The 24,864-nt window shown below is 65.2% G+C and carries 17 protein-coding genes and 3 pseudogenes; 7 read left to right on the forward strand and 13 right to left on the reverse strand.

Features of this window, described 5'->3' with window-relative positions:
* The first annotated feature begins 43 nt into the window (after positions 1-43).
* Both ROSELON_RS16685 and ROSELON_RS16690 read left to right on the forward strand, forming a co-directional pair.
* Entirely contained in the window at positions 44-1,387 is a 1,344-nt protein-coding gene (locus tag ROSELON_RS16685; RefSeq protein ID WP_025313429.1) for an NAD(P)-binding domain-containing protein, read from the forward strand.
* A 78-nt stretch (positions 1,388-1,465) separates the two neighbouring features.
* Positions 1,466-3,836 (forward strand): annotated as a pseudogene (locus ROSELON_RS16690) (DUF1989 domain-containing protein).
* 29 nt (positions 3,837-3,865) lie between these two features.
* Here the strand turns inward: ROSELON_RS16690 and ROSELON_RS16695 are convergent.
* The 9 genes and pseudogenes from ROSELON_RS16695 to ROSELON_RS16730 all read right to left on the reverse strand — a co-directional run bounded on the left by ROSELON_RS16695 (position 3,866) and on the right by ROSELON_RS16730 (position 12,219).
* The gene (locus tag ROSELON_RS16695) at positions 3,866-4,567 is read right to left on the reverse strand and encodes a hypothetical protein (RefSeq protein WP_025313430.1); all 702 of its coding nucleotides are present in this window, start codon (positions 4,565-4,567) and stop codon (positions 3,866-3,868) included.
* A 161-nt stretch (positions 4,568-4,728) separates the two neighbouring features.
* Positions 4,729-5,487 (reverse strand): alpha/beta fold hydrolase, encoded by a 759-nt coding sequence (locus ROSELON_RS16700; protein ID WP_025313431.1) that lies wholly within the window; start codon positions 5,485-5,487, stop codon positions 4,729-4,731.
* A complete protein-coding gene (locus tag ROSELON_RS16705; RefSeq protein WP_025313432.1) occupies positions 5,484-6,605 on the reverse strand; it encodes a cobalamin-independent methionine synthase II family protein in 1,122 nt (373 codons plus the stop codon). Before ROSELON_RS16705 ends, ROSELON_RS16700 begins: the two co-directional genes overlap by 4 nt.
* Positions 6,593-7,003 carry a hypothetical protein gene (locus ROSELON_RS18310; RefSeq protein WP_156945975.1) on the reverse strand — a complete coding sequence of 137 codons (411 nt, stop codon included), beginning with the start codon at positions 7,001-7,003 and terminating at the stop codon, positions 6,593-6,595. The genes ROSELON_RS16705 and ROSELON_RS18310 overlap by 13 nt, the downstream gene beginning before the upstream one ends.
* Before the next feature lie 22 nt (positions 7,004-7,025).
* Positions 7,026-8,018: a cupin domain-containing protein gene (locus ROSELON_RS16710; protein WP_025313433.1), complete on the reverse strand. Its 993-nt coding sequence runs from the start codon at positions 8,016-8,018 to the stop codon at positions 7,026-7,028.
* 99 nt (positions 8,019-8,117) lie between these two features.
* Entirely contained in the window at positions 8,118-9,110 is a 993-nt protein-coding gene (locus ROSELON_RS16715) for a nuclear transport factor 2 family protein (protein WP_025313434.1), read from the reverse strand.
* Positions 9,107-10,128, reverse strand: a pseudogene (locus tag ROSELON_RS16720) (LacI family DNA-binding transcriptional regulator). The gene ROSELON_RS16715 and the pseudogene ROSELON_RS16720 overlap by 4 nt, the downstream one beginning before the upstream one ends.
* The gene (locus ROSELON_RS16725) at positions 10,125-11,174 is read right to left on the reverse strand and encodes an ester cyclase (protein WP_025313435.1); all 1,050 of its coding nucleotides are present in this window, start codon (positions 11,172-11,174) and stop codon (positions 10,125-10,127) included. The pseudogene ROSELON_RS16720 and the gene ROSELON_RS16725 overlap by 4 nt, the downstream one beginning before the upstream one ends.
* A gap of 3 nt (positions 11,175-11,177) precedes the next feature.
* Positions 11,178-12,219, reverse strand: a pseudogene (locus ROSELON_RS16730) (ABC transporter ATP-binding protein).
* 337 nt (positions 12,220-12,556) lie between these two features.
* Between ROSELON_RS16730 and ROSELON_RS16735 the strand changes: the two are divergent.
* From ROSELON_RS16735 to ROSELON_RS16750, 4 genes are all read left to right on the forward strand, one after another.
* The gene (locus tag ROSELON_RS16735; RefSeq protein ID WP_342665307.1) at positions 12,557-13,723 is read left to right on the forward strand and encodes an ABC transporter substrate-binding protein; all 1,167 of its coding nucleotides are present in this window, start codon (positions 12,557-12,559) and stop codon (positions 13,721-13,723) included.
* An 82-nt stretch (positions 13,724-13,805) separates the two neighbouring features.
* Positions 13,806-14,834 (forward strand): carbohydrate ABC transporter permease, encoded by a 1,029-nt coding sequence (locus ROSELON_RS16740; protein ID WP_025313436.1) that lies wholly within the window; start codon positions 13,806-13,808, stop codon positions 14,832-14,834.
* 3 nt (positions 14,835-14,837) lie between these two features.
* Positions 14,838-15,719, forward strand: coding sequence for a carbohydrate ABC transporter permease (locus ROSELON_RS16745; RefSeq protein WP_025313437.1), 882 nt, complete (start codon positions 14,838-14,840; stop codon positions 15,717-15,719).
* Between the two features lie 14 nt (positions 15,720-15,733).
* Positions 15,734-16,744, forward strand: coding sequence for a nuclear transport factor 2 family protein (locus ROSELON_RS16750; RefSeq protein ID WP_025313438.1), 1,011 nt, complete (start codon positions 15,734-15,736; stop codon positions 16,742-16,744).
* Here ROSELON_RS16750 and ROSELON_RS16755 read toward each other — a convergent pair.
* The 4 genes from ROSELON_RS16755 to ROSELON_RS16770 all read right to left on the reverse strand — a co-directional run bounded on the left by ROSELON_RS16755 (position 16,741) and on the right by ROSELON_RS16770 (position 23,093).
* A complete protein-coding gene (locus ROSELON_RS16755) occupies positions 16,741-17,898 on the reverse strand; it encodes a CapA family protein (protein ID WP_198020773.1) in 1,158 nt (385 codons plus the stop codon). The two genes, ROSELON_RS16750 and ROSELON_RS16755, sit on opposite strands and share 4 nt — an antisense overlap.
* 108 nt (positions 17,899-18,006) lie before the next feature.
* Complete coding sequence (locus ROSELON_RS16760) at positions 18,007-19,224, reverse strand: winged helix-turn-helix domain-containing protein (protein WP_025313440.1); 1,218 nt, start codon at positions 19,222-19,224, stop codon at positions 18,007-18,009.
* A 27-nt stretch (positions 19,225-19,251) separates the two neighbouring features.
* Positions 19,252-21,144 carry an acyl-CoA synthetase gene (locus ROSELON_RS16765; protein ID WP_025313441.1) on the reverse strand — a complete coding sequence of 631 codons (1,893 nt, stop codon included), beginning with the start codon at positions 21,142-21,144 and terminating at the stop codon, positions 19,252-19,254.
* 113 nt (positions 21,145-21,257) lie between these two features.
* Positions 21,258-23,093 carry an ABC transporter transmembrane domain-containing protein gene (locus tag ROSELON_RS16770; protein ID WP_051508490.1) on the reverse strand — a complete coding sequence of 612 codons (1,836 nt, stop codon included), beginning with the start codon at positions 23,091-23,093 and terminating at the stop codon, positions 21,258-21,260.
* A gap of 333 nt (positions 23,094-23,426) precedes the next feature.
* On the opposite strand from ROSELON_RS16770, the gene ROSELON_RS18890 reads away from it, so the two are divergent.
* Entirely contained in the window at positions 23,427-24,857 is a 1,431-nt protein-coding gene (locus ROSELON_RS18890) for a calcium-binding protein (protein ID WP_245605376.1), read from the forward strand.
* The last annotated feature ends 7 nt before the right edge of the window (positions 24,858-24,864 follow it).

Raw genomic sequence — 24,864 nt, forward strand, 5'->3', positions numbered from 1 at the left:
AGATTGGTTCATACCAAAGCAGCGAACCAATGGAGCTATGACCATGACAAAACGAGTCGCCGTAATCGGTGCCGGCCCCTCGGGCCTTGCGCAACTGCGGGCGTTCCAGTCCGCCGCCCAGAAAGGTGCCGACATCCCCGAGATCGTCTGTTTCGAAAAGCAATCGAATTGGGGCGGGCTGTGGAATTACACATGGCGTACCGGCGTCGATGAAAACGGCGAACCGGTTCATGGCTCGATGTATCGCTACCTGTGGTCGAACGGACCCAAGGAAGGTCTGGAATTCGCCGACTATTCCTTCGAGGAGCATTTCGGCAAGCAGATCGCCTCCTACCCGCCGCGGGCGGTGTTGTTCGATTATATCGAAGGCCGTGTGCTCAAGGCCAATGTCCGCGACTGGATCCGCTTTTCCTCGGTCATCCGCTGGGTCGACTATGACGAGGCGGCGGGCGATTTCGAGGTGACGGTGCACGACATGGTCGCAGATCGCGTCTACAAGGAACGTTTCGACCACGTGATCGTGGCGTCGGGGCATTTCTCGTCACCCAATGTGCCGGAATACCCCGGTTTCGACCAGTTCAACGGCCGGATCGTGCATGCCCATGACTTCCGCGATGCGCGCGAGTTCGCGGGCAAGGATGTGCTGGTGGTCGGATCGTCCTACTCGGCCGAGGATGTCGGCTCGCAATGCTGGAAATACGGCGCCAGGTCGATCACCAGTTGCTATCGCTCGGCGCCCATGGGGTTCGCCTGGCCCGACAACTGGGAAGAAAAGCCCGCGATGGAAAAGGTCGTGGGCAAGACGGTGTTCTTCAAGGACGGCACCACCAAGGATGTCGACGCGATCATCCTGTGCACGGGCTACAGGCATTATTTCCCGTTCCTGCCCGACGATCTGCGCCTGAAAACGGCCAACCGGCTGGCCACGGCCGACCTCTACAAGGGGGTGGCCTATGTGCATAACCCCAAGCTGTTCTATCTTGGGATGCAGGACCAGTGGTTCACCTTCAACATGTTCGATGCGCAGGCGTGGTATGTGCGCGACATCATCCTGGGCCGGATCGCGGTGCCCGCCGACAAGCAGGTGCTGATGGCCGACGTGGCCGAACGCGAGGCGCGCGAAGAGGCCTCGGACGATGTGAAATACGCCATCACCTACCAGGCCGATTACATCAAGGAACTGATCGCGGATACCGATTACCCGTCCTTCGACGTGGACGGCGCGACCGAGGCGTTCCTGCAGTGGAAGAAGCACAAGGCACAGGACATCATGGCGTTTCGCAACAACTGCTACAAATCGGTCATCACCGGCACGATGGCGCCGATCCATCACACCCCCTGGAAGGATGCGCTCGACGACAGCATGGAAGCCTACCTGCAGAACTGAGCGCATCGCTCTGTCCCGCCGGGGGGCGCGCAATGTGCCCCCCGGTCATTTTCCATACGACCGTTGGAGCCCCCCGTGATCCTCGACCCTTCCGGCCTGCCCTTTCGCCCCGGACCGCCCAAAAGCTCGCATGCGCGGCGCGCCGCCGCCTATCGCCTGGCCCCGACCGAGGAACGCCATAGCGTGCCCGGCGGCGGTGCCGCCCTGTGGGAGGTCAAACCCGGCGACCGCATCGCCATCACCAATGCCGAGGGCGGGCAGATGGGCGAAATGCTGGTTGCTGACGCGGCCGGACGCATCGCGCCGGGGCTTTTGGGCGCATCGGCAGATGCCGCGGGCGACGGGTTGCGCGCCACGCTGGCCAGTGACCGCCCCGGCATGGCGCGTCTGCGGGCAGGGTTGGCGCGACGGGAGATCGAGATCGCCAACGCACCCGCCATAGGCCTTTTCGGTCCGAAAACCCCGGCTGGCGAGGCGGTCAGCCTGACCGCCCAAGCGGCAGGTTGGGTGTTGATCACCGCGCCCGCACCCGCCCCGGATTTCGAGGCGCAATTAACGGCCACGCCGCTGTCGGTCACGATCACCCGCGCAACGCCCCGCCATGCTGGCAGCTATGCCTTGCCCGACCCGCTGGCTGACCCGCTGCAGGACATCCGCGTGGCTTCTGCCACCGCGCGCGCCTACCGTGTGAAAAAGGGCGAGTTCATCCAGATCATGGATGTCGACGGCCGCCAGTGCACCGATTTCCAATGCTTTGATGCGCGCAAGGTCGACAGGGGTATCTTCCACCCGCTCGACGTGACCAGCACCCGCACGATCCAGGGCCATGCCTACCCGATGCCGGGGTTGCATGCGAAGTATTTCGACCAAGACCTGACCCCTCTGGTCGAGGTGGTCCAGGACACCTGCGGCCGCCACGATGCCTTCGCCCTGGCCTGCAACGCCAAGTATTACGACGATATCGGCTATCCGGGGCACGCCAACTGTTCCGACAATTTCAACGCGGAACTTGCGGACTACGGCATCCCCGGACGCCCCCGGCTGGATGGCGGCGAATTTCTTTTTCAACACCGCCATCGACCATGACGGCGTGATGTATGCCGACGAGCCGTGGTCGCGCCCCGGCGATTACGTGCTGTTGCGCGCGCTGACCGACCTGATCTGCGTGTCGTCCGCCTGTCCCGATGACACAAGCGCCGCCAATGGCTGGCACCTGACCGACATTCATCTGCGCACCTACAGCGCGGATGAGCGGTTTTCCCGCGCCACGGCCTGGCGCCCGACCCCTGACGAGGACCCGATCATGACGCGAGAAAGCGCCTTTCACGACAGCTTTGCCGCGATGACACGCGATTTCGCGGACTATAACGGCTTTTGGCTGCCCAACAGCTTCCCGCAATGCGATGCGGTCGAAAGCTATTGGGCCTGCCGCGAGGGGGTCGTTGTGGTGGACCTGTCGGTGTTGCGCAAATTCGAGGTGACCGGCCCCGATGCCGAGGCGCTGCTGAACTGGGTGCTGACGCGCAATGTCGAAAAACTGGCCATCGGGCAGGTCGTCTATTCTGCCATGTGCTACCCCCATGGCGGCATGATCGACGATGGCACCCTGTTTCGGTTGGGCCAGCATAATTTCCGCTGGATCGGCGGCTCGGACGAGGGCGGCGCATGGATGCGCGAAGAGGCACATCGCCTTGGCCTGAACGTGATGATCCGGTCCTCGACCGACCAGATGCACAACCTTGCGGTCCAGGGGCCGAAATCGCGCGAGCTGATCACCTCGATCTTCTGGACCGCGCCCCATCATGTCGATTTGTCGGAAATGGGGTGGTTCCGCTTTGCCCCGGCGCGCCTCGGCGGCCCCGAGGGGGTGCCGGTGGTCATTTCGCGCACGGGCTATACGGGCGAATTGGGCTACGAGGTCTTTTGCCACCCAAAGGATGGGCGCGCGATTTTCGACGCCATCTGGCAGGCGGGGCAGCCGATGGGCATCCGGCCGATGGGCTTGGCCGGGCTGGACATGGTGCGGATCGAGGCGGGGCTGGTCTTTGCCGGTTACGATTTCTCGGACCAGACCGACCCGTTCGAGGCCGGGATCGGCTTTACCGTACCGCTGAAATCCAAGACTGCCGATTTCGTCGGGCGCGAGGCGTTGTCACGGCGCAAGGAACACCCCTCGCGCAAGTTCGTGGGTTTGGAGATCGAAGGGCAGAACGCCTTGGCCCATGGCGATTGCCTCCGCGTCGGGCGCGCTCAGGTGGGCGAGGTCTGTTCCGCCATGCGCTCGCCCCGAACCGGCCAATGGATTGCACTGGCGCGGCTGGACGTGGCCCATGCCGCCGAGGGCACCCAGCTGCAAGTCGGGCAATTGGACGGGCACCTGAAACGATACGCCGCCCGTGTCGTGCCCTTTCCCCATTACGACCCGCAAAAGACGCGGCCACGATCCTAACCGCGCCATCGGGCGCCTGCCCTTTCGCGCTAGCGCAGCAAGGATCGGGCAATCGGCACGTCATGCTGTTGGCAGGCGGTCAGGATCGCCTTGGTCGCGCGCGCGAACGCGTCCGAGCCGATCACGACCGGCGGGCCCGAGCGCCGCGCAATCGATATCCCGTTGCTGTCGCGGGCGATCATGATCGCCCCTGCCGCCCCCGGCCGACCGAGCGCCAACGCCAACGGGGCAAGCGCCCTAACCCACCGCGGCAAGCCGCGCCGCCACGGCCCGATTTCGGCCATCTCGGCGAAGGGCACCGCAAAGCGGCGGCGACCGGTCTCGACCTCCAGCCCTGTTTGCGTGATGCGCACGGCCATCGCGGCATAGTGCCACCCGATGCCGGTGAAGATCAGGAAGAACAGCCCGGCCGGCCAGGCCAGCACCGCCGAAGGATGCAGCGCGCCGCCCCCCATAGGCCAGGCGGGTTCGGCCCAGAACGGGATCGCAAGGAATGGCGGCGCGAACAGAAAGCTGAGCAAATCCGGGCCGATCACGGCAGGACCGCGGTCATAGACCCAAGCGTCGGCAGGCGGCTTGGGGATCGGGGCGGCAACGTAAACGACAAGGGCAAGCACACCCAAGCCCACACCCGCGGCCCAGGACAGGCGCGCCGCGGCGATGCATGCAGCCAGTAACAGCGCGACCGTCACGGCCCGCTGCAGCGCAAGCGACAGGCCCCGCCCGGTCATCGCGCCACCTCTGCAAGAGGTACGACACGTGGCACACGGCCCGCGGCGCACCCCGCAATCGGGAGCATCATGTCCATTTGTCGACCACCCTTTTGCACGGTCCGGGACAACCGGATGCGCTCAGCCTAGGGCGTGGGGTCGGCCGGCTGACATGACTCAGGTCAATCCGGATTGCCCGGCGACGGGGCCTTGCGCGCCGATAGCGCATCGCCCAACGGCAGATCCACCTGCCCGAGCCAGTCGGCCATCGCGGCGGTCACGGGCGCGGGCTGCTCCAATGTCGGCAGATGGCCGGCCCTCGCGACCATGACCAGCGTCGCCGCCGGGATCAGGCGGTGCATCAGCCGATGCCGGTCAGGCGGGCACAGCCGATCCTCGGCTCCGCACAGGATCAGCGACGGGACCTCGACCGCGGCCAGCGTCGCCTGCTGATCGGGCCGGTCACGCAGGGCAACCGACTGTCGCAGGAAGACCTCGGGCCCCAGAGTGCGGGCCATGGCCATGCACAGATCGAGGATCTCGGCATGGGTCTTGCCGCCGGCGGCCAGGTAGTTGGGTTTGAGCTCTTCGCGCATGACCTGATCCAGAAGACCCGCGCGCACCTTGGCCATCTGCGGACCGCGCCGGGCCTTGACCTCGGGTTGTTCCGCAAGGGGGTTCGTATCGAGCAAGGCCAGCCCCGCCACGCGGTCAGGCGCCTGACGAAGGACCTCCATCGCCACGATGCCGCCCATCGACAACCCGGCCAGCGCAAACCGCGCAGGCGCCTGCGCAAGCACCTGCGTCGCCAGATCCTGCACGGTATCCGCGCCCGTCAGATCGCCGACGACGACCGAGCGACCGGGTGACACTGCCGCGATCTGCGGTTCGAACAACCGGCGGTCGCACATCATGCCCGGCAACAGGACCAGCGGTGTCATGCGATCTGCCGCGCGCCCTCGACCATCGCGGCAAGCTTGGCATAGGCGATCTCCGGATCGACCGCGCCAAACCCGGCAAAGGTGCCAAATCCGCAATCCGAGCCGGCGATCACGCGATCGGCCCCCACGATCTCGACAAACCTCTGCAGGCGCTGCGCCACAAGGTCGGGATGTTCGACGAAATTCGTTGTCGTATCGACCACACCGGGGACCAGCACCTTGTCCTCGGGGATATCGGCGGCGCGGTCGCGCCAGACGGTCCATTCATGCCCGTGGCGCGGGTTCGAGGTTTCGAACAGCAGGTAGCGCGCCTTGGCCGACACTAGCGTGTCGAACATCTTGGCCATGGGAATGTCGCAGACATGCGGCCCCTCGTAATTGCCCCAGCAGATGTGGATGCGCACACGATCCTCGGGGATTTCGGACAGGGCGTGGTTCAGCGCCTCGACATGGGAGGCCGCCACCTTGACGAACTCGGCATCGGACAGATCGTTGAACAGCATGTGACGCGACAGGGCCAGGTCGGGGCAATCGAGCTGCAGGTCCAGCCCGGCGGCCACGATAGTCTCATATTCCGCCTTCATCGCATCAGCCAGCGCGGCAAGATACGCCTCGCGCGTCGGGTAGTGGTCGTTCTGCAGAAACAGCGAGATGACGCCGGGCGAGGCCGCGTTCATGAACCCGCGCGCGACCCCGTGCGCCTCCATCGCGGCCTTGAGATTGGCGATGTCCTTTTCCAGCTCGCCCTGCCCTTTCGAGCGTACCTCGCCCACGCACATCGGGCGCGCATATTTCGGCGTGCCGCCGGACTCGGCGATGCGCTTGAGGAAACTGGGAAACAGCTTGAGATCGGCAGGCGCGTTGCGCGGGCTGTCACCGTCAAAGCCGGTGTAGCGATCCTTGACATAGGTCGCATAGCTGATCTTGGACGTCTCGCCATCGCTGACGATATCGACCCCGGCCGCTTTCTGTTTGCCCACAGTCTCCATCACGGCCTGCGCCATGCAGGCGTCAAAATCCGCAGGCTCGTAGCTTTCGCCATGCTCGCGGGCGAAAATGAAATCGACCACCGCCTGCGTGCGCGGCAGTGATCCGACATGAGTGGTCAACAACCCCATTTCGTGGCCTCATTCACATAACGGGCATACTGGATGTCAGGGACGCCTACTGAAAACCACTCGTAAGCCAGCACATTGCTTTGCTCTTCCGAATAATCATTCTCGGGAGCAAGAATTACGCCGCTTCCCGGTACATTTGTGCTGTTCTTCTTCACCACAATCGCGTTCAACCTAGGAAGTTGTTCGTGTTCGCAAATCATTCCAATGATGCCCAATGGCCGCGAGAGGCCAAACGCTGGCAACCCAATCCACCGCCCAGCTTCTGTGTATGAGATCAATCCTGCTGATAGTCCTTGCTCTTCCGGTTTGAATACCGCTGCGGCGGCAAGGATGGGCCAGAGTTGTATTGCTCGCCACGAAACCTCTTCGCCTCTATCTTGGAAGTACTCTAGTGCCATACAGGAACCCCTTTTTTGGAAATCAAGGCTCGTCGACGCGCCAAGTTCCGCCGGCCGGATCGTCGGTGCCTACCACGTGATACAGGGCGGCCTCGCCGGTCATCGACGGATAAGCGGTGTGGTCGAGGTTTTCCGGCACGCTCATCGTGTCGCCCGGGGCCAGCGTCGCTTCGCCCGCCGGGGTGCTGTCATTGCCCTGCCAGACCACGCGCCAATGGCCCTTGACCGGCATCAGGACCGAGGGGCGGTCGTGCCGGTGCATCCGGCGCGTCGCGGAGGCGCGGGTGACCAGTGCCACCTCGAACCCCGGCTTGTCGCGCAGAACGCCGTGTTCCCCGATCACCGGAACGGGGTCACGATCGGCCATGGCCGCAAGGTCCAGGTAGCGGGCCACGTAGCCGGGAATGACCTCGCGCGTCGTGGGCTCGGGGAAGTTCTGCAACTCCTCCTCGGTGAGCAACGGCATCGCGCCCACGCCCTCGGGCAGGGTTTCGCCCCTCTTGGTGTCATAGAGCTTGCCCTCGGCGGACAGGACCAGACCGTGATCGCGGGCGTCCTCGATCACCTGCGGGGCCCAGATCACGCCACCGCCCGCGTCATCCCCGCCCAGGATCGCCATGATCATCCCGTAATCTTCCCCGATGTTTTCGAAGCCCCGAAAGATGCCCGTCGGGATGTTGAAGATGTCTCCGGGTTCCAGCACCACCTCGCCGGCGTCGCCCCAGCGCCCCCAGAAAAAGCGCCACCGCCCCGACAGGACGAAAAACACCTCGGCCGTGCGGTGCGAATGCAAGGAGTTGCGGCATTTGGGCGGCTGGCCGGCGGCCCCGATATTGAACCCATGCGGGATCGTGATGTGGACGTGCTGGTCGGCCGCCTCGGACACGCCGCCCCCGATGATGGTGAAGTTCTCCTTTCGGTCGCTGCCCGGTGTATGGGCATCGATGAACGCGGTGCGACACGGTTTCAGGTCGCCGTAGCGAACGATGCGGGCTTCCATCTCGGGCGGGGTCATCTGTGGGGTCCTTTGCGGGTCATGGTCGGTCGACGGGGCGCCGTTTTCCTCGAGGAAAACGGACGGAAACCTCGAGGTTTCCGCGCCCTCTCTCGGGCGTCATTCATTTGGGCCGGCATAAAGCAGGATCTGTTTCCAGATGGCGGTTTCGTCATAGAGCGTGTAATCGCGGCGCAGCGTCGGCTCGGCCGCGCCCAGCGTGCCGAACTCGGCATGGGTGATGCCCATCACGTAGACGGGCGCGCCGGTGGGGGCACCGAACGCGCCCCAGCCCTCGTGCTTGCCCCAAAGGCTCCACCGGACGGCCGCGCGCGGCGGCATGGTCGGGTCTTCGCGGCCGATCTGGTGCTCGATGGTGAAGACGGCGTTGGGGAACGCCGCACGCAGGCCCATCCAGAACCAGTCCGCGGCCTCGTGCCCATGGGCGGTCAGGCCACCGGGATATTCAAGATGACAGGCCCGGTCATAGACCTGCGGGATGGCCCGCAGATCGGCCGCCATGATGCGGGTCAGCAGATCGGACAGGCGCTGCCCCCACTCGTTATCGTTGCCCCGCCCGGTATAGGGGCCCGGACGGTCGGTTTCCGGAGTCATCGGCTTGACACAGGCCAGCGGCCCGCCCTCGCGCGCGATCAGGTCACGGGCGTAATCGCGCGGCTCCCACCCCAGCTGGCGCACGATGGCCCCCTGGTCGCGGATCAGCCATTCATCGTCGATCATGTTGTCGCGCGCATGGCAATCGGCGAGGATGCGATAGCCCAGCTGCGCCCCGGTCGCCGCGCCGTAGACGCCGTCGCCGGAATGGGTCGCCTGGCTGAAGATGCGATGGGAGGACAGCATGCCGTCCTCGGGGTCGCCCGACCAGATTACATCCTCGCCCAACAGGGTTCGGTCGGGAAACTCGGCCAGCGTGGCCATGGTGGCGGCGATCACGCCCGCATTGCCGGTCACGACCGAGGCGGGCGAGCGCACGACGATCTCCGGCGCGTAATAATCATGCAGCGTGGCGATGCCGCGATCTTCCCAGATCTCCTTGGTGATCCCGATGATGTAATGGGGAAAATCGCGAAACTTGGGGTCGAAACCCTTCATCTTGTCCATCCTTCAGGAATACGGGCCGAGCCGCGCAGGATCAGCGGCCCGGCAATCTCGATCTTTTCGGGCAGGCGGTTCGGGTCCTCGATCTGGCCAAGGACGGTCTCGACCGTCGCCTCGACCATGCGATTGAGCGGTTGGCGCAGCGTCGTCAGATCATAGGCGGGCCACTCGGCCATCGGCACGTCATCATAGCCCACGATCGAGACGTCACCCGGCACCGAAAGGCCCAACTCGCTGCGCAGGGTATCCATCACGGCGAACGCCATGTGATCGTTCCCGACGAAGATCGCATCGGGGCGGTCGGCTGCGCGCATCAGGTCGCGCGCCGCCTGTGCTGCGGCCTCGCGATTGTACATGCCGTCGGTGACGGCGACCGGGGCGAGGCCCGCCTGATCGAGTGCGGCCAGAAACCCCTGGGCCCGGTCACGCCCGGTCGAGGCGCCCTGCCAGCCGGCGATATGGGCGATGCGCCGGTGCCCGCCCGCGACCAGAAACTCGGCCACGCGGGCGCCGCCGGCGCGGTTGGCCGATGTGATCGCGCTGAAGCCCGCGCCATCCTGACCGCGGTTGAACATCACGACGGGAATGCCAAGCGCGCCGCAGCGCTCGGTCAGGTCGGACGACATGGCGACCGAGGCGGTGATGATCGCCTCGACCTGATAGGCCATCAGGTCTTGGACCACCTGCGCCACCCCTTCGGTCGAGTTTTCCGCCATCATCAGCAGGATGTTGTACCCGCGCGCCCGCAGGCGATGACCCAGGCTTTGGATGGCGGCCGGATAGAACTGATTGTCGAGATAGGCCACGACAAGGCCGATGATCCGGCTTTTGCCGGTGATCATGGCGCGGGCCAGCGAATTGGGGCGATAGCCAAGCTGGTCGGCGGCCGCGCGGACCTTGGCGATGGTCGATGGCGAGGCGGATCGACCCCCGAAAACACCCGGCTGACAGCCGACTGGCTGACACCGGCCAGCCGCGCCACATCGACAGAGGTGACCTTGGCCTCGGTCATCGGAGGTCCTCGGCCATCGGATCGGGGATCTGCACCGCCGCCAGATTGCGGGCCTTGTTGAATTCGGCCACCCGCGCCAGAACGTCGACGCCGACCTGGCGATAAAGGTCGAGCAGATCGACCAGCACCCAGTTCTCGCGGATCAGCCCGTCTTCGAGCCGCCAGAAATCGAGGCTGCACAGCAACACCTCGCCATGGCTGGGCGGCAGGCCCATCCAGCCGCCGCCCGTCAGGGTCAGGCGCATATTGGGCCACCCGGTTTCGGCGACGACATCGCCCTCGGCGATCCAATGGGACATCAGATCGCCCATCGCATCCAGCTTGCGGTCGGGCATCGCGCGCAGGAACGGGATCTGGTGCCAATGGCGAAAGCCTGCAACCCCACGCCCGGTGCCGATGCCGGCGGGGCCATACCAGTTGAACCGCGGGTGCCAGTAGCGGTCGAGCTTCATGACCTCGGGGCTGCCTTCGGCGGGATAGCGGCACAGATCGGTCAGCATGGCGATGACATGATCCAGCGCCGCCTGCCCGTCGCCGGACAGGCGCAGGCCATCGCCGCTCATCGGGGCGGGCGTGTTCAGGAACGCGCCCAGTTGTGGCGCCATGGGCCAGGCGCGGGCCTGCATCATCAGTTCCGGGATATCCCAGATCGCCTGCATCTCGGTGACCTGCCCGTTCTTGATGCAAAAGAACTCGTGATAACGCATATGGGCCAGATGCCCGGTGGGCGGAATGCCCAGAAACGGCGCCAGAAAAGAGCCCATATAGCTGCCCATGCAGCCCACCCAATCCTGCCCCTGGGGGGTGGTGCCGGCCACCACGATCATGTCGCGCCGTTCCAGATCGGGCATGGCGGCCAGCAGCGGGGCATAGGCCGCGTCGAACAGGGCCTCCGGGCCGGACAGGTCCCCGAACGGGTGACACAGATGCACCGTGGCATCGGGGGCCATCACCCCGGCTAGCGCAAGGCGCAGGCTATCCGGCGTGGTGGTTTCCGCCGCCTTGCGGAGCGGGAGCAGCGCGGCTTTCACGTCGCGGGTCGGCATGGGTCAGATCCGGTCGCCACTGACGGCGTCGAAAACATGGCAGATCGCGGCGGGGATATGGGCGCGGAACATGTCGCCGATCTCGGCCCGGTACTCCTTGGGGGGCCTTGACCGAGACCAGCGCGCCGCCGATGCGGACGGTGACCATCGTGCTGTCGCCCAGCAATTCCAGCGTGTAGATCGGCGCGTGCAACTCCTCGCCGCCCTCGACCGTGGCATCTTCGGCGCGAAAGCCAAGGGTGACCTTGCCATCGGGGGCCGACAGGCCGGGTATCTCCAGGCCCGCCCCGGTGAAGGTGCCGCCGCGCATCTCGCCGTCGACCAGGTTCATGGCCGGGCTGCCGATAAACCCGGCGACGAACGTGTTCGCCGGGGTATCATAGATCTCGGTCGGGCTGCCCACCTGCTGCACGACGCCCTTGTTCATGACGACCACACGGTCGGCCAGCGTCATCGCCTCGATCTGGTCGTGGGTGACGTAGATCGTCGTGACCTGCAATTCATGGGACAGGTTCTTGATCTGTGCCCGGGTCGACACGCGCAGTTTCGCGTCGAGGTTCGACAAAGGCTCGTCCATCAGGAACACGTTGGGCTGACGCACGATGGCGCGGGCCAGGGCCACGCGCTGGCGCTGACCGCCCGACAGCTCGGCCGGGCGACGATGCAGGAAATCGGTCAATTCGACCATCTCGGCGGCCCGCATCACGCGGTCCTTGTGGGTGGCGGGGTCGACCTTGCGCACCTTCAGCGGAAAACGGATGTTCTCGTAGACGTCGAGATTGGGGTAGAGCGCGTAGCTCTGAAACACCATCGCGACATCCCGGTCCTTGGGGTCGAGGTCGTTGACGCGTTTGCCGTCGATCAGGATCTCCCCCTCGGTGATCCCCTCGAGCCCCGCGATCATGCGCATCGTCGTGGTCTTGCCACAGCCCGACGGCCCCAGCAGCACAAGAAACTCGCGGTCCGGAATGGTCAGGTCGAACCGGTCCACACCGACGAAACTGCCCCAGCGCTTGGACAGGTTGCGCAACTGTATCTCGGCCATGTTCGTCCACCCTTGCGCAGATGTTGCATACGTTTTCAACGACGCTATCGCCAAACCGAAAAGGCAAGCAAGCCATATTTTGCAAGATAATCCAAACACCGTTCGAACGACGAAAATGCTTGTCAGCCACGGATTTGCTGGCCCAATGTTGCACACGTATGCAAGCGCATTGGCGATTCGCCGTGCAGCGAATGCCGATGCCGAGAGGACGACAAGACAAAGGGCGCATCGCGAACGCGCCGACCACATCAGGGAGCCTTTGTGCCATGACCTTCATCAGACTGACGGCCGCAACCCTTGCCGCAACGGCGCTGACCGGCGGCGCCGCGCTGGCCGAATGCACCATCGACAGCGGCCGCGTCGCGATCCTGTCGAACGACTTTCCCGCGCTGCAGGCGATGGCGGCCGGGGCCGCCGAAGCGCCAGCGACACGGTCGAGGTCACGGCCAACCAGACAACGGAACATCGCGACATCCAGGTCGCCGCGCTGACCGCCGATCCGGCCCAGTACACCAGCGCAGTGGTGGCGAATTCGTCGATCGTGCCGCTTTTGAATGACGGGCTGATCCGCCCGCTCGACGATCTGATCGCCGAACACGCCCCCGATCTGCCGGCGCTGAACCGCATCACCATCGATGGCGAGGTCATGGCCGTGGCCTTCATGGCCAACGCCCAGCACCTCTACGTGCGGACCGACATCCTCGAACAGGTCGGCGCCGAGGTGCCCACCACCTACGAAGAGGTGCTCGAGGTGCTGGCCGCTGTGCGCGAGGCCGGGATCATGGACCACCCCTGGGCGATGAACACCGCCTCGGGCTGGAACCTTGGCGAGGAGTTCGTCAACATGATCCTCGGCATGGGCGGCACCCTGTTCGAACCCGGCAGCGCCGAGCCGGCGATCAACTCGCCCGAGGGTGTCGCCGCGCTGGAAATGCTGGCGGCCTTGAACGAATATGCCAATCCCGATTTCCTGACCTTCGACAGCAACGCCACGCAGGCGCTGTGGGAGTCCGGCGAACTGGCGATGGCCTATATGTGGGGCTCGCGCGGGGGCGGCATCCTCGATGACGAGGGCGCGGCCGAGGGCGTCGTCGAAAACACGATGCTTGTCGCGGCCCCGACCGTCGGTGGCGGCGATCGTCCGGCCTCGACCCTGTGGTGGGACGGGTTCACCATCGCAGCCAATATCTCGGACGAGGACGCCGAGGCGACCTTTGTGGCCCTGATGAACGGCCTGCGCCCCGAAATCATCACGGCCAACAACGATGCCGCCGTCTGGCTGCTGGCGGGCTACACGCCCGGCGCGCCCGCCGCCGGCGTTTCGGCGACGGCCGAGGCCGGGGCCACGCCCTACCCGATGCTGCCCTATGCGGGCCTGATGCACACGGCGCTCGGCAACGAGTTGGCGCAGTTCCTGCAAGGCGAGGAAAGCGCCGAACAGGCGCTGGCCGATGTCGAGGCGGCCTATATCGCGGCCGCGCGCCAGCAGGGCTTCCTCGAATAACCCACCCAAGCGGCAGGGCGGCCCGACGGCCGCCCTGCCCGCCCCCTCGCCCCGTCCCCCTCCGCGCCGACGCGAGGCCACCATGCCCCATCGCACCTTCTTCTGGTTCATCCTGCCGTCGCTGACGGCGATGTTCCTGTTCATCGCGCTGCCGATCGTGTCGGTCGTGATCCAGTCGCTGCATGTCGAACACGAGCAGGTTCTGGAAGTCGTGGAAACCTGCGGCCCATTCGGCTGCAACGAGGAAACCCGCGTCGACAGCGAGGCCACCCGCGCCCTGCGCGAGGCCGAGCCGTTGGGGCGGTTCAATGGCCTGGGCACCTATGTCAGCCGGGCCCATCTGGCGACAGATGAACTGGCCGCGGCCTGGGCCGAAAGCGACAGCCTGGCCGAGTTCGGCAGCCAGGTCATGAACCTGCCCTTCTACAAGGCGCTTGCCTTTACCCTGGCCTACACCTTCATTGTCACGCCGCTGGTCCTGGTGCTGGGCCTGGCCATTGCCCTCGGGGTCAACGGCCTGCCGCAACGCTTGCGTGGGGTGACGATCTTCTTCTCGCTTCTGCCGATGATCGTGACCCCGCTGATCGGATCGCTCGTTCTGTTCTGGATGATCGATGCCGACGGGATCATCGGGGCCACGCTGCAATTGCTCTTCGACGACCCGGAATTGTCGCTCAAGGCCTCGCCGACGCTGACCTGGCTGACGCTGTTCGTCTACGGCGTCTGGCACTCGGCCCCCTTCGCTTTCATCGTCTTCTACGCCGGGCTGCAAACCGTGCCCGAGGAAACGCTCGAGGCCGCCATGATCGACGGGGCCAGCCGGTGGGAGCGGGTGCGCTACGTGGTGATCCCGCATCTGATGCCGCTGGTCGTCTTCATCACGCTGATCCAGTTGATGGACAATTTCCGCGTCTTCGAGCCCATCGTCGGGTTCCAGGCGCAGGCCAGCGCGACCTCGCTCAGCTACATCATCTATTCCGACCTGCGCGGCGACACGCAGCAATTCGGCTCGGCCGCGGCGACCTCGGTTCTGACGATCCTTGGCGTCGCCATCCTGCTGACGCCGGTGCTGATCCGCACCTGGCGCGATTTCAACCGCAAGAGGGCCTGAGTCATGTCCGCCGCCGCGCATCGCAAATCCACCGGCCTGATCGTGCTGTCCACGGGCTTCGTGCTGCTGTGGCTGATCCTCGCCGCCTTTCCCTTCCTCTGGACGCTGTGGGGGTCGTTCAAGGTGCAGGGCGATTTCTTTTCCCGCGCCGACTGGATGAATGCCATTCGCGGCCCCCTGACGCTCGAGGAAACCGGGGCGCGCTTTACCGGGCAGGGCTATTGGGGGGCGTGGATCGAGTCGGGGTTCTGGCGCAACGTGCTGAGCACCGCGATCATCGTCTCGGCCACGGTCGTGATCTCTCTGACCCTCGGAACGCTGGGGGGGTATGCGCTGGCGCGCTCGGGCTATCGCTATGCCTTCTGGCTCTTGATGATCGCGCTGATCTTTCGCGCCATGCCGCATATCACACTGGTCTCGGGCTACCTGCTGCCGTTCTTCGAATGGAACCTCTGGGGGCATCTGCCCACGACGATCATCGTTCTGGTGGCAATCAACCAGCCCTTCACGCTATGGATGCTGCACTCGTTCTTCCTCAACATCCCCAAGGATCTGGACGAATCCGCCATGGTCGACGGGTGCACGCGCTTCCAATCCTTCCGGCTGGTCATCATGCCGGTCATGTGGCCGGGCGTCATCACCACGGGCCTGTTCAGTTTCCTGCTCGCCTATAACGACTTTGCCGTCACGGCGATGCTGCTCAGCCAGGAAAACCAGACCATGGTGCCGCGCATCGCGTCCTTCCTCGGCTCCACCCAACAAGAGGGCAATGTCATGTTCGCCGTCGCCGCCGTGGTCTCGGCCACTGCGCCGCTGTTCGTGCTGATCCTGTTCTTCCAGCGCCAGATCGTCAGCGGCCTGACCGCCGGGGCGGTCAAGGGATGAGGGACGAGGTGACCATCGGGTTCCAAGCCGAAAAGCAGCTGGTGCGCGACCATTACGCGGCGCTGGCGCGCGCCACGCCCGACACCGTGGCCGCGGTTCTGGCCGAACGCACCGCGCCCGATTGGCACTGGCGCGGCATGCACCCGTTCAACACGCTACACGGTGCCGAGGCGGTGGCGCATGGGTTCTGGGGGCCGCTTCTGTCATCCATCGCCCGCATGCAGCGGCGCGAGGACATCTTCTTTGCCGGCCTGAACGAGATGGACGGGTTCGAGAACTGCTGGGTCGTGTCGATGGGTCACCTGATGGGTCTGTTCGATGCGCCATGGCTCGGCATCCGTCCCAGTCGCAAGATCGTCATGTTGCGCTATTGCGAGTTCAACCGTGTCGAGCACGGCAAGATCGTCGAAACCGCTTGTTTCTGTGACATCCCCCACCTCATGGCCCAGGCCGGACAAGACCCGTTCGGCCCGGCCACTGCCGCGCATCTGGTGCAACCGGGGCCGTTGGGCCATGGCGGGCTGCTTCATGACGCCCAACCACCCGAGGCCGGCGCCGCGACGCTGGCCGCCATCAACGCGATGATCGGCGATCTGGGGACATGGGGCCTTGGCCTGCCGCTCGAAGAGGAACTGGCGCGCACATGGGCTGACGACATGATCTGGTGGGGGCCGCACGGGATCGGCGCGACCTACACGATCGAGCGCTACGCGAAACAGCATTCCGGCCCGTTCCGCGCCGGGTTTGCCGACAGGGCCAAGACTCGCCACCTCGCCCGTCTTGCCGAAGGTCATTTCGGCGGTTTTTTCGGCTGGCCCAACTTCACCGCGCGGCCGACAGGCGGGTTCATGGGCCTGCCCGCCACCGACCGACTGGCCGAGTTCCGGGTGATCGACATCTATCGCCGCGAGGGCGACAAGCTCGCCGAGAACTGGGTGTTCATCGACATGCTGCACATGCTCAAGACCCAGGGCGTCGATGTGCTGGGGCGTATGGCGAAGATCGCGGGCAGCGCCCCCATCTAACGCGCGCAGGCCAGGTCCTCGGGCGAGATCACGCGCCCGGCCCCCAGAATGCGTTCGGCATGGGCCAGACTGGCCGCCCCGTTGGGGATCGTGGCCGCTGGCGCCACAGCGACCCCCTGGCTGGCATAGCGTTCGCCACGGGTGACAAGGGCGCGCGGTGGATGCGCGATCACGCGACCGCGCGCATCGCGGGCAAGATCGAAATACAGGATCGCCCCGGTGCGCCGTGGCAAGGCCCATTGCGACGACAGGAAATTGCCCAGCGAATACGCGACGAAGCCACGCCGGCCATCTGATGCCGTGATCTCCTCGATCGGTTGCAGGACATGCGGATGCGCCCCGATCACCGCCGCCGCGCCGGCCTCGATCGCGGCGCGCGCAAGGCGCCGTTGCCGCGCATCCGGGCTGGCGCTGTATTCCTGCCCCCAGTGCGGGGTGAGGATGACCGCGTCGATCTGTGGCCGCACGGAAAGGGCCTCGATCAGACCCGGCACCGACGGATTGGATCCATAGCAGAGCAGCGCCTGATCGTGCGGGTTTGGCAGACCGTTCACATCATAGGTGCAGGCCAGAATGGCCACCTTCGCCGCCCCACCGGCCATCGAAAGGCGCACCGTCGTGTGCCACGGTCCATCGCTACCCCGCGCGCGCGTGCCGGTGCTGCGCAAACCCGCCTCGGCCAAGGCGGCAAGGGTTCGATCCACCCCGAGCGGACCCCGATCGAGGGCGTGATTATTGGCGGTCTGGACGACATCGATGCCAATCGACCGAAGCGCCGAGGCGATCGACGGGTGGTAGTTGAATTGCGGATAGCCGGAATAGACCCGGTCGTCGAACAGGACTTCGGGCGCGACCGCCGCCGCGCGACCGCCGGGCAAAACACCCCGCGCGGCCGGGCCTTCGAGGTTCACGATGGTCAAATCGCTTCGCGACAGATAGGGGGCGACCGGCGCAAAGGCCGGTGTGAACCCCTCGGGCCGGGCTGTCGCATCCTGCTGGATCAGACGATGCAACAGGACATCCCCGGCCGCGGCCACCGTGGCCGCCCCGGCGCGAAACACGCCCACCTCCGATGGGCAGGTGCCCGCGCGTGCAGCGACCGACGGGCCGCTGGCGTCATTCGGTACGCAGGCCGCCAGGACCAGCGCCAACATGGGGATAAACCTGTGTATCACCTGAGCCGTGGCCTGCATGCCCTTGGTTTTCATTAATTTCACAAATGCAACATCTGTGGATAAGATCGCGTCGATGGGCATGGGGTGTCAAGGTTTCGCGGCCGCCGGACGCACCCAATCCTTGGCATATGTGACATCACCACAGCCCGCGAACCGCGCCGCCCGCGCGATTTCGGCCTGCAGGCGGGCCACCCGGCCCTTGCCCATCGCGACGCCCGCTTCCGGCCAGAAAGCCCGCACGGCCAGGCGCGTTCGGGCCTCTTGCGTCGCCATGTCGATGCGCCCGACCATCCGCGCGCCCTCCAATACGGGAAACACGTAATAGCCATATCTGCGCTGCGCTGCCGGAACGAAGATCTCGATCCGATACCGAAAGCCAAAAAGGCGCTCGGCCCGCGCACGGTCACGCAGGGCCGGATCGAACGGGCTGAGGATCCGCATGCGGCGCGGCGGCTCGGGCACGCAACCAAGCCCGGCCAGACGATCGGACGCCATCACCGAGCGCCGCAATCGGCCATCGGCCCCCTCGATATCGACCTCGACGATGCGGCCATCCGCAAGCGCCCCGGCCACCCAATCGCCGGCCTCCTGCGGTGTGACCAACGCCCAGAAAGCCGCCAACTCGCCCCGTGTTGCAAACCCCAGCCGCGCCAAGGCGGCGCTGCAGGCCCAATCGACGGTTTCGGCCGACGTGACCCGCCGGTCGCGCACCGATGCCGGAATGACACGCTCGGTCAGGTCATACTGCTTGCGGAAGCCGTCGCGCCGCGTGACGGACAACTCGCCCGTGCGCCAGAGGTATTCCAGGGCCGTCTTGGAGGGGTGCCAATCCCACCAGCCGGTCGATTTCGACGCCCGTTCGCCCGAGAAATCGGCGCTGCAGACGGGGCCGTGATCGGCCACATGCGCCAGCACACGGTCCAGTTCGCCGTGGAAGGCGCCGCCATGCCAGTCCTTCCAGCGGTGATGCAGGCGCGCGCGATCCCGCGCAAAGCGCAACCGCCAATGTGGAAAGAACGCCACCGGCACGATGGAGGCGTCATGTGTCCAATGCTCGAAGGTCGCCCGGGCCCGATCGTTCAACCAGCGCAACGAGGCCGGCCGATAACTGGCACGCCGGGACCACAGGATCAGGTCATGGGCCCGCGCAAAGGTGTTGACACTGTCGACCTGCACAAAGCCCAAGCGGTTGATGAGATCGGCCAGCGCCTGCCCCTTGGCCGGTCCGGCCGGCGGTTCGGCCAGCGCGTGCCGGTCGAGAAACAGCCGCCGCGCGATCGGATTGGAAAGGCGCGGCACCGTCACCGGCCCGCGCCCCCCGAATGCCAGGCCTCAGGCCACATCCTTCCAGCGCCATGGCCGGGTATATTCCCCCAGGACATGGGTCAGCTTTTCCTCGTCCACGTCGCCGGTCTTTTCCAGATGCGCAACCAGACCCAGTTTCTTGTCCTCGGTCACGGCGGCCACATGCGCGGCAAGCCCCTCTTTCTGGAGGGCGGCATCGTAGATCCGCGCGATCGCGCGTTTGCGCAGATCCGGCTTGAAGATCTTGCCGACGGCGGTCTTGGGCAATTCGGGCAGGATTTCCAGATGCTTGGGGATCGCCGCGCGTTCGTGGATATGTTCGCGACACCAGGTCATCAGTTCGTCCTCGTTCGCCGTCGCGTCCTCGACCAGTTCGACATAAACGCAAGGCAGTTCGCCCGCGAAACTGTCGGGCTGCCCGATGGCCCCGGCAAAGGCGACATCCTTGTGCCCGGCAAGGGCCTCTTCGATCTCGGCAGGGTCGATATTGTGCCCGCCGCGAATGATCAGGTCCTTCGCGCGGCCGGTGATCCAGAGATAGCCATCGGGGTCGATGCGGCCCAGATCCCCCGTGCGCAGGAAGTTCCCGAAATGGTAGAGATCGCGGTTCTTGTCGGTTTCGGTATAGGTGCCGCCCTGGCGGACGCCGGGGTTGTCGACACAGATCTCGCCCACCTCGTCCACCTCGCATTCCACCACACCTTCGGGGCTTTGCTTGAGGATCTTGACGTTGCAATGCGGAAAGGGAATGCCGACCGATCCGATCTTTTTCTCGCCGTCAACCGGGTTGCACGACACAAGGCAGGTCGCCTCTGTCAGGCCGTACCCCTCGACGAGGGTGACGCCCGTGGCGCGCTCGAACCGGTGGAACAGTTCGACCGGCAAAGGGGCCGATCCGGAAAACGCCGTCTTGACCGTCGACACATCGGCATTCACCGGGCGCTGCATCTTGGCGGCGATCGCCGTTGGCACGGTGATGATGAAGGTCACCTTCCACCGTTCGACCAGCTTCCAGAAATTGTCGAACACCCCCTCGCCCCGGTAGCCCTGCGGCGTCGGAAAGATCACATGCGCCCCCGAGGCGATCATCGCCATCAGGATGACGTGCACGGCAAAGACGTGAAACAGCGGCAACGGGCAGATCACGTTGTCCTCTTCGGTGAAGAGAAGGGTGTGCCCGACCCAGCCGTTATAGATCATGCCGCTGTAATTGTGCTGCGCGACCTTTGGCATGCCGGTGGTGCCGCCGGTATGGAAATAGGCCGCCACCCGTTCCGAGGCGCGGTCTTCGAAGGTCAGGGCGTCGCGCGGATGCTTGGACACTTCGCTGTCCCAATCGACGACGCGGGCATGGTGGCCAACGGGGTTCTTGGGCCGGATGAACGGCACGATCAGCTTTTTCAGACCCGTCATGTAGCGCAGCAGGTCAACCTCGAGCACGGTATGCACATGAGGCGCATGGCGCACCGCCTCGGCCATCTTCTGCGCCACGTCGGTCTTGGGAAATTCCTTGAGCGTGACCACGACCTTGGCGTCGGTTTCGCGCAGGATGGCACTGATCTGTTCGGGTTCCAGCAAGGGGTTGATCGGGTTCACGATCCCGGCGACGGCGCCGCCCAGCAGGGTGACGACCGTTTCCGTGGAATTGGGCAGCACGAAGGCGATGGTGTCGGTCTCTTTGACCCCAAGCGACCGGAACAGGTTGGCCGCTTGTGTCACGCGCGCATGCAACTCGGTCCAGGTCAGCGTTTCGGCCGGGTCCTTGGGGCCGGAAAACATCTGAAAGCTGACGGCGTTCAACGGGCCGTGATTGGCCTTGGTGTTGCTCAGCATCTCGTAGAGCGTCGTGGCCGGCTGACTGTCGGGCCACGGCAGATCCCCCTCGATCTGCTTGATATCCTGCGGATTGGCGAATCTCACCACGGCTCAGGTCCTCCCCTCTCGTCCTGTCCCCGCCCTCCTGCGGGGGTCCCCTTCGCGCAAATGTGGGTGCATTGCCTGAGGCGCGCAAGCCTGACGCAGCGAAACGCGTGCTATTCCGCAGCCAGACCTTCGGTGAACTGCAGGCGCGCCAGCCGGGCATAGAGCCCGCCCTGCGCCACAAGGCTGTCATGGGTGCCCTCGGCAACGATGCGGCCCTCGTCGAACACCAGGATACGGTCGGCCTGCTTCACCGTGGCCAACCTGTGAGCCACGATCAGGGTCGTGCGATCCTCGGTCAGGCGGGTGACGGCCTGTTGCACAAGGCGTTCGCTTTCCGCGTCCAGCGCGCTGGTGGCCTCGTCGAGCAGCAGCACCGGCGCGTCGCGCAGGATCGCGCGGGCAATGGCGATGCGCTGTTTCTGGCCGCCCGAGAGCATCAGACCCCGCTCGCCCACATAGGTGTCATACCCCTGCGGCAGCTTCGACAGGAACTCGTGGGCCGCAGCGGCGCGGGCGGCGGCCTCGACCTCGGCATCGCTGGCATCGGGCCGGCCAAAGCGGATATTCTCACGCGCCGAGGCGGCAAAGATCACGGGGTCCTGCGGCACAAGGGCCATGGCCGCCCGAAACGTCTCGCGCCGCATGTCGGTCAATGGCACGCCGTCCAGCGTGATCTGCCCCGAGGACGGATCGTAAAACCGCAGCAAAAGCTGAAAGATGGTCGACTTGCCGGCCCCGGACGGGCCGACCAGCGCCACCGACTCTCCGGGTTGGATCGTGAAGCTGACACCATCGAGCGCATGGCTGTCGGGCCGCGTGGGATAGGCAAAGCGCACCGCGTCGAACCGGATGGCGCCCTGCCCCCCCTGCGCCAGGGGTTTGCCGACGCTGGGGTCGGACACCGCGTCGTCGGTGCGCAGCAATTCGACCAGACGTTCGGTCGCGCCGGCCGCGCGCTGCAACTCGCCCCAGATCTCGGACAAGGCGCCGACGGCCCCGGCCACCATGATCGCGTAGATCAGGAACTGGATCAGCTCGCCGATCGACATCGCGTCGCCGCGCACATCGCGCGCCCCGACCCACAGCACCCCGACAATGCCGGCAAATACCAGCGAAATGACGATCACCGTCATCACGGCCCGCGTCGCGATCCGCTTTCTGGCGCTGTCGAAACTCTTTTCCGTCACCCCGGCAAAAGTGCTGGCCGAGGCCCGTTCATTGGTAAAGGCCTGCACCGTCTGAACCGACAGAAGCGCCTCGGACGCGTTGCCCGAGCTTTCCGCGATCCAGTCCTGGTTCTGACGGCTCAGCACCCTTAGCCGTCGACCCAGGATGATGATCGGCACGATGACCAGCGGCACAATCAGCAGCACCGCCCCCGTCAGCTTGGCCGAAGTGAACAGCATCAGGACCAGACCGCCCAGCAGCAACAGCGTGTTGCGCAATGCGATCGACATCGAAGACGAGATGACACTTAACAGCAGCGTCGTATCGGTGGTGATGCGGCTGAGCACCTCGCCGGTCATGATGCGCTCGTAGAACGCCGGGCTCATGCCGATCATCCGGTCGAACACCGCCTTGCGGATGTCGGCGACGACCCGTTCGCCAAGGCGCGTGACGAGGTAGTAGCGCAGGCCAGTGCCAAAGGCGAGCAAGATGGCGATCCCGAGCGCGGCGAGGAAATACTGATCCAGCAATTCCGAGCTTTCGGTTTCGAACCCGTCGACGACACGGCGCACGGCCAACGGCAAGGTCAGGGACACGATCGCCGTCAGCACAAGGGCCGTTATCGCGGCGGCCAGCATGGGTTTGTAAGGCATCAAGAAAGGCCATAGGGCCTGCAGGCTGCCGATGCGGCGCGACTTGGCGCGCTCTTCGGTGGCCGATTGCGGGGTGGCGTCCTGTGCCGGCTTGGCGGCGTCGGGCTGCGGCGCGGGGGCGTCCATCGCTTCGATCGTCTCTTTGGTCCTGTTCAGGTCGGGCATACATTCGGCGCCCTTGTCACACAAGCCCGACCGGGGCCGCACCCCGCCCCATGCCCCGCCAACGCCGGGACCCGCGTCTTGACGGATGCGGGCGCGCGCCGGGTGACGCCACACCCGTCATGCGGCCCAGGCCCCGCCCGCGCCGCATCCGCCTTAGGTCGCTCGACACGGTTTTTATGGGCGTATTTGCGATCATTTAACCTTTTCAGGCTACAATCTCGGTTGACGCATGTGGCCATCTCGGCCACCCTTAACCGCATTCCATTTTTTTATTGCCAGGGCAGCCGACGCACCATGCCAAGCCTGATCGAGACATTGGACTTATCGAAAATTCTCGGTGGCGATGACCCTCAGGGCGCGCTTTTCGCGGCCCTGCAGGACCTTGCCGCGATGCCGGATGGGTCTGCGGCGACTGACGGGCGCGCGGCCCGGACGGGCAACCGCGGCGAAGTGGATGGCAGCGCGACCGGGGACACGGTCCCGGCCGAGTTGATGACAAGCATGGACAATGCCGGGTTCCCGTGGGATCGGGTCGGGGACTTCGCGTCCGATACGGGGCCCTTGTCGTCACTGGGCGACGATCTGGATCCTCATTCCGGCTTTGCCAGCGATGGAACGACCCCGATCACGGACCCGCCCGGGAACGTCCCCGGAAACGGCGACGACTCGTCGGGTACACCGAGCGATGACTGGTCGGACGTCGGTTCGGGCAGTCCGCCGGACGAAGGCGACGAAGCGCTCGACACGTCAACGCTTGTGGACCTGATCGCGGAACTGTTGGCGGCCTTGCCCACGTTCAATTTCAGCCAGGCGGACTATTTCGACGACTGGGCCGACGGCAGCGCAACGCTTGATTGGCTCGAGGCCTTCCTTGAGGAATTGCTCGAGGAAATCAGGGACATGGCCGAAGACGACGCCCCGTGGGACATTGATGTCCCGAACGACGGCGATGACCGGCCGTCGAATGACCCCGGCGATGGAGAGTGCGAGCCGGGAGAGGAACCCGGCGAGGAGCCCGGAGAAGAACCGGGCGAAGAGCCCGGAGAGGAGCCGGGTGAAGAACCCGGAGAGGAGCCGGGCGAGGAACCCGGAGAAGAACCGGGCGAGGAACCCGGAGAGGAGCCGGGTGAAGAACCCGGAGAGGAGCCGGGCGAGGAACCCGGAGAAGAACCGGGCGAGGAACCCGGAGAGGAACCGGGCGAAGAGCCCGGAGAGGAACCGGGCGAAGAGCCCGGAGAGGAGCCTGGCGAAGAACCCGGAGAGGAACCGGGCGAAGAGCCCGGCGCGGAAATCCCGCCGCAGTACGGAACCGACGACGCGGACGTTTTGAATGGCGGTGATGACGACGATATCGTCATCGCCTATGGCGGCGATGATACCATCTCGACCGGTGCCGGCGCGGATGTGGTCAATGGCGGCGCGGGCGGGGACAGGATCGATGGTGGCGCCGGCGACGATCAGCTTTGGGGCAATCTCGATGCCGATACGTTCATTTTCGCGGACGGACACGGCCAGGACATGATCCACGATTTCGACGCAAACAGCGATCTGGAAAAAATCGACCTGTCCGGCGTGTCTGCGATCGGCAGCTTCGCCGATCTGCAGGCCGATGGCGTGATGGAAGCGATCGGCGAGAATGTGCGGATCGACACGGGCGATGGCAATTCGATCTGGCTCAGCGGCATTTTGATCGACCAACTCGACGAGAACGATTTCATATTCTGACCGGCCC

The organism is Roseibacterium elongatum DSM 19469 (genome assembly GCF_000590925.1).
In the GTDB taxonomy this organism is placed as follows: domain Bacteria; phylum Pseudomonadota; class Alphaproteobacteria; order Rhodobacterales; family Rhodobacteraceae; genus Roseibacterium; species Roseibacterium elongatum.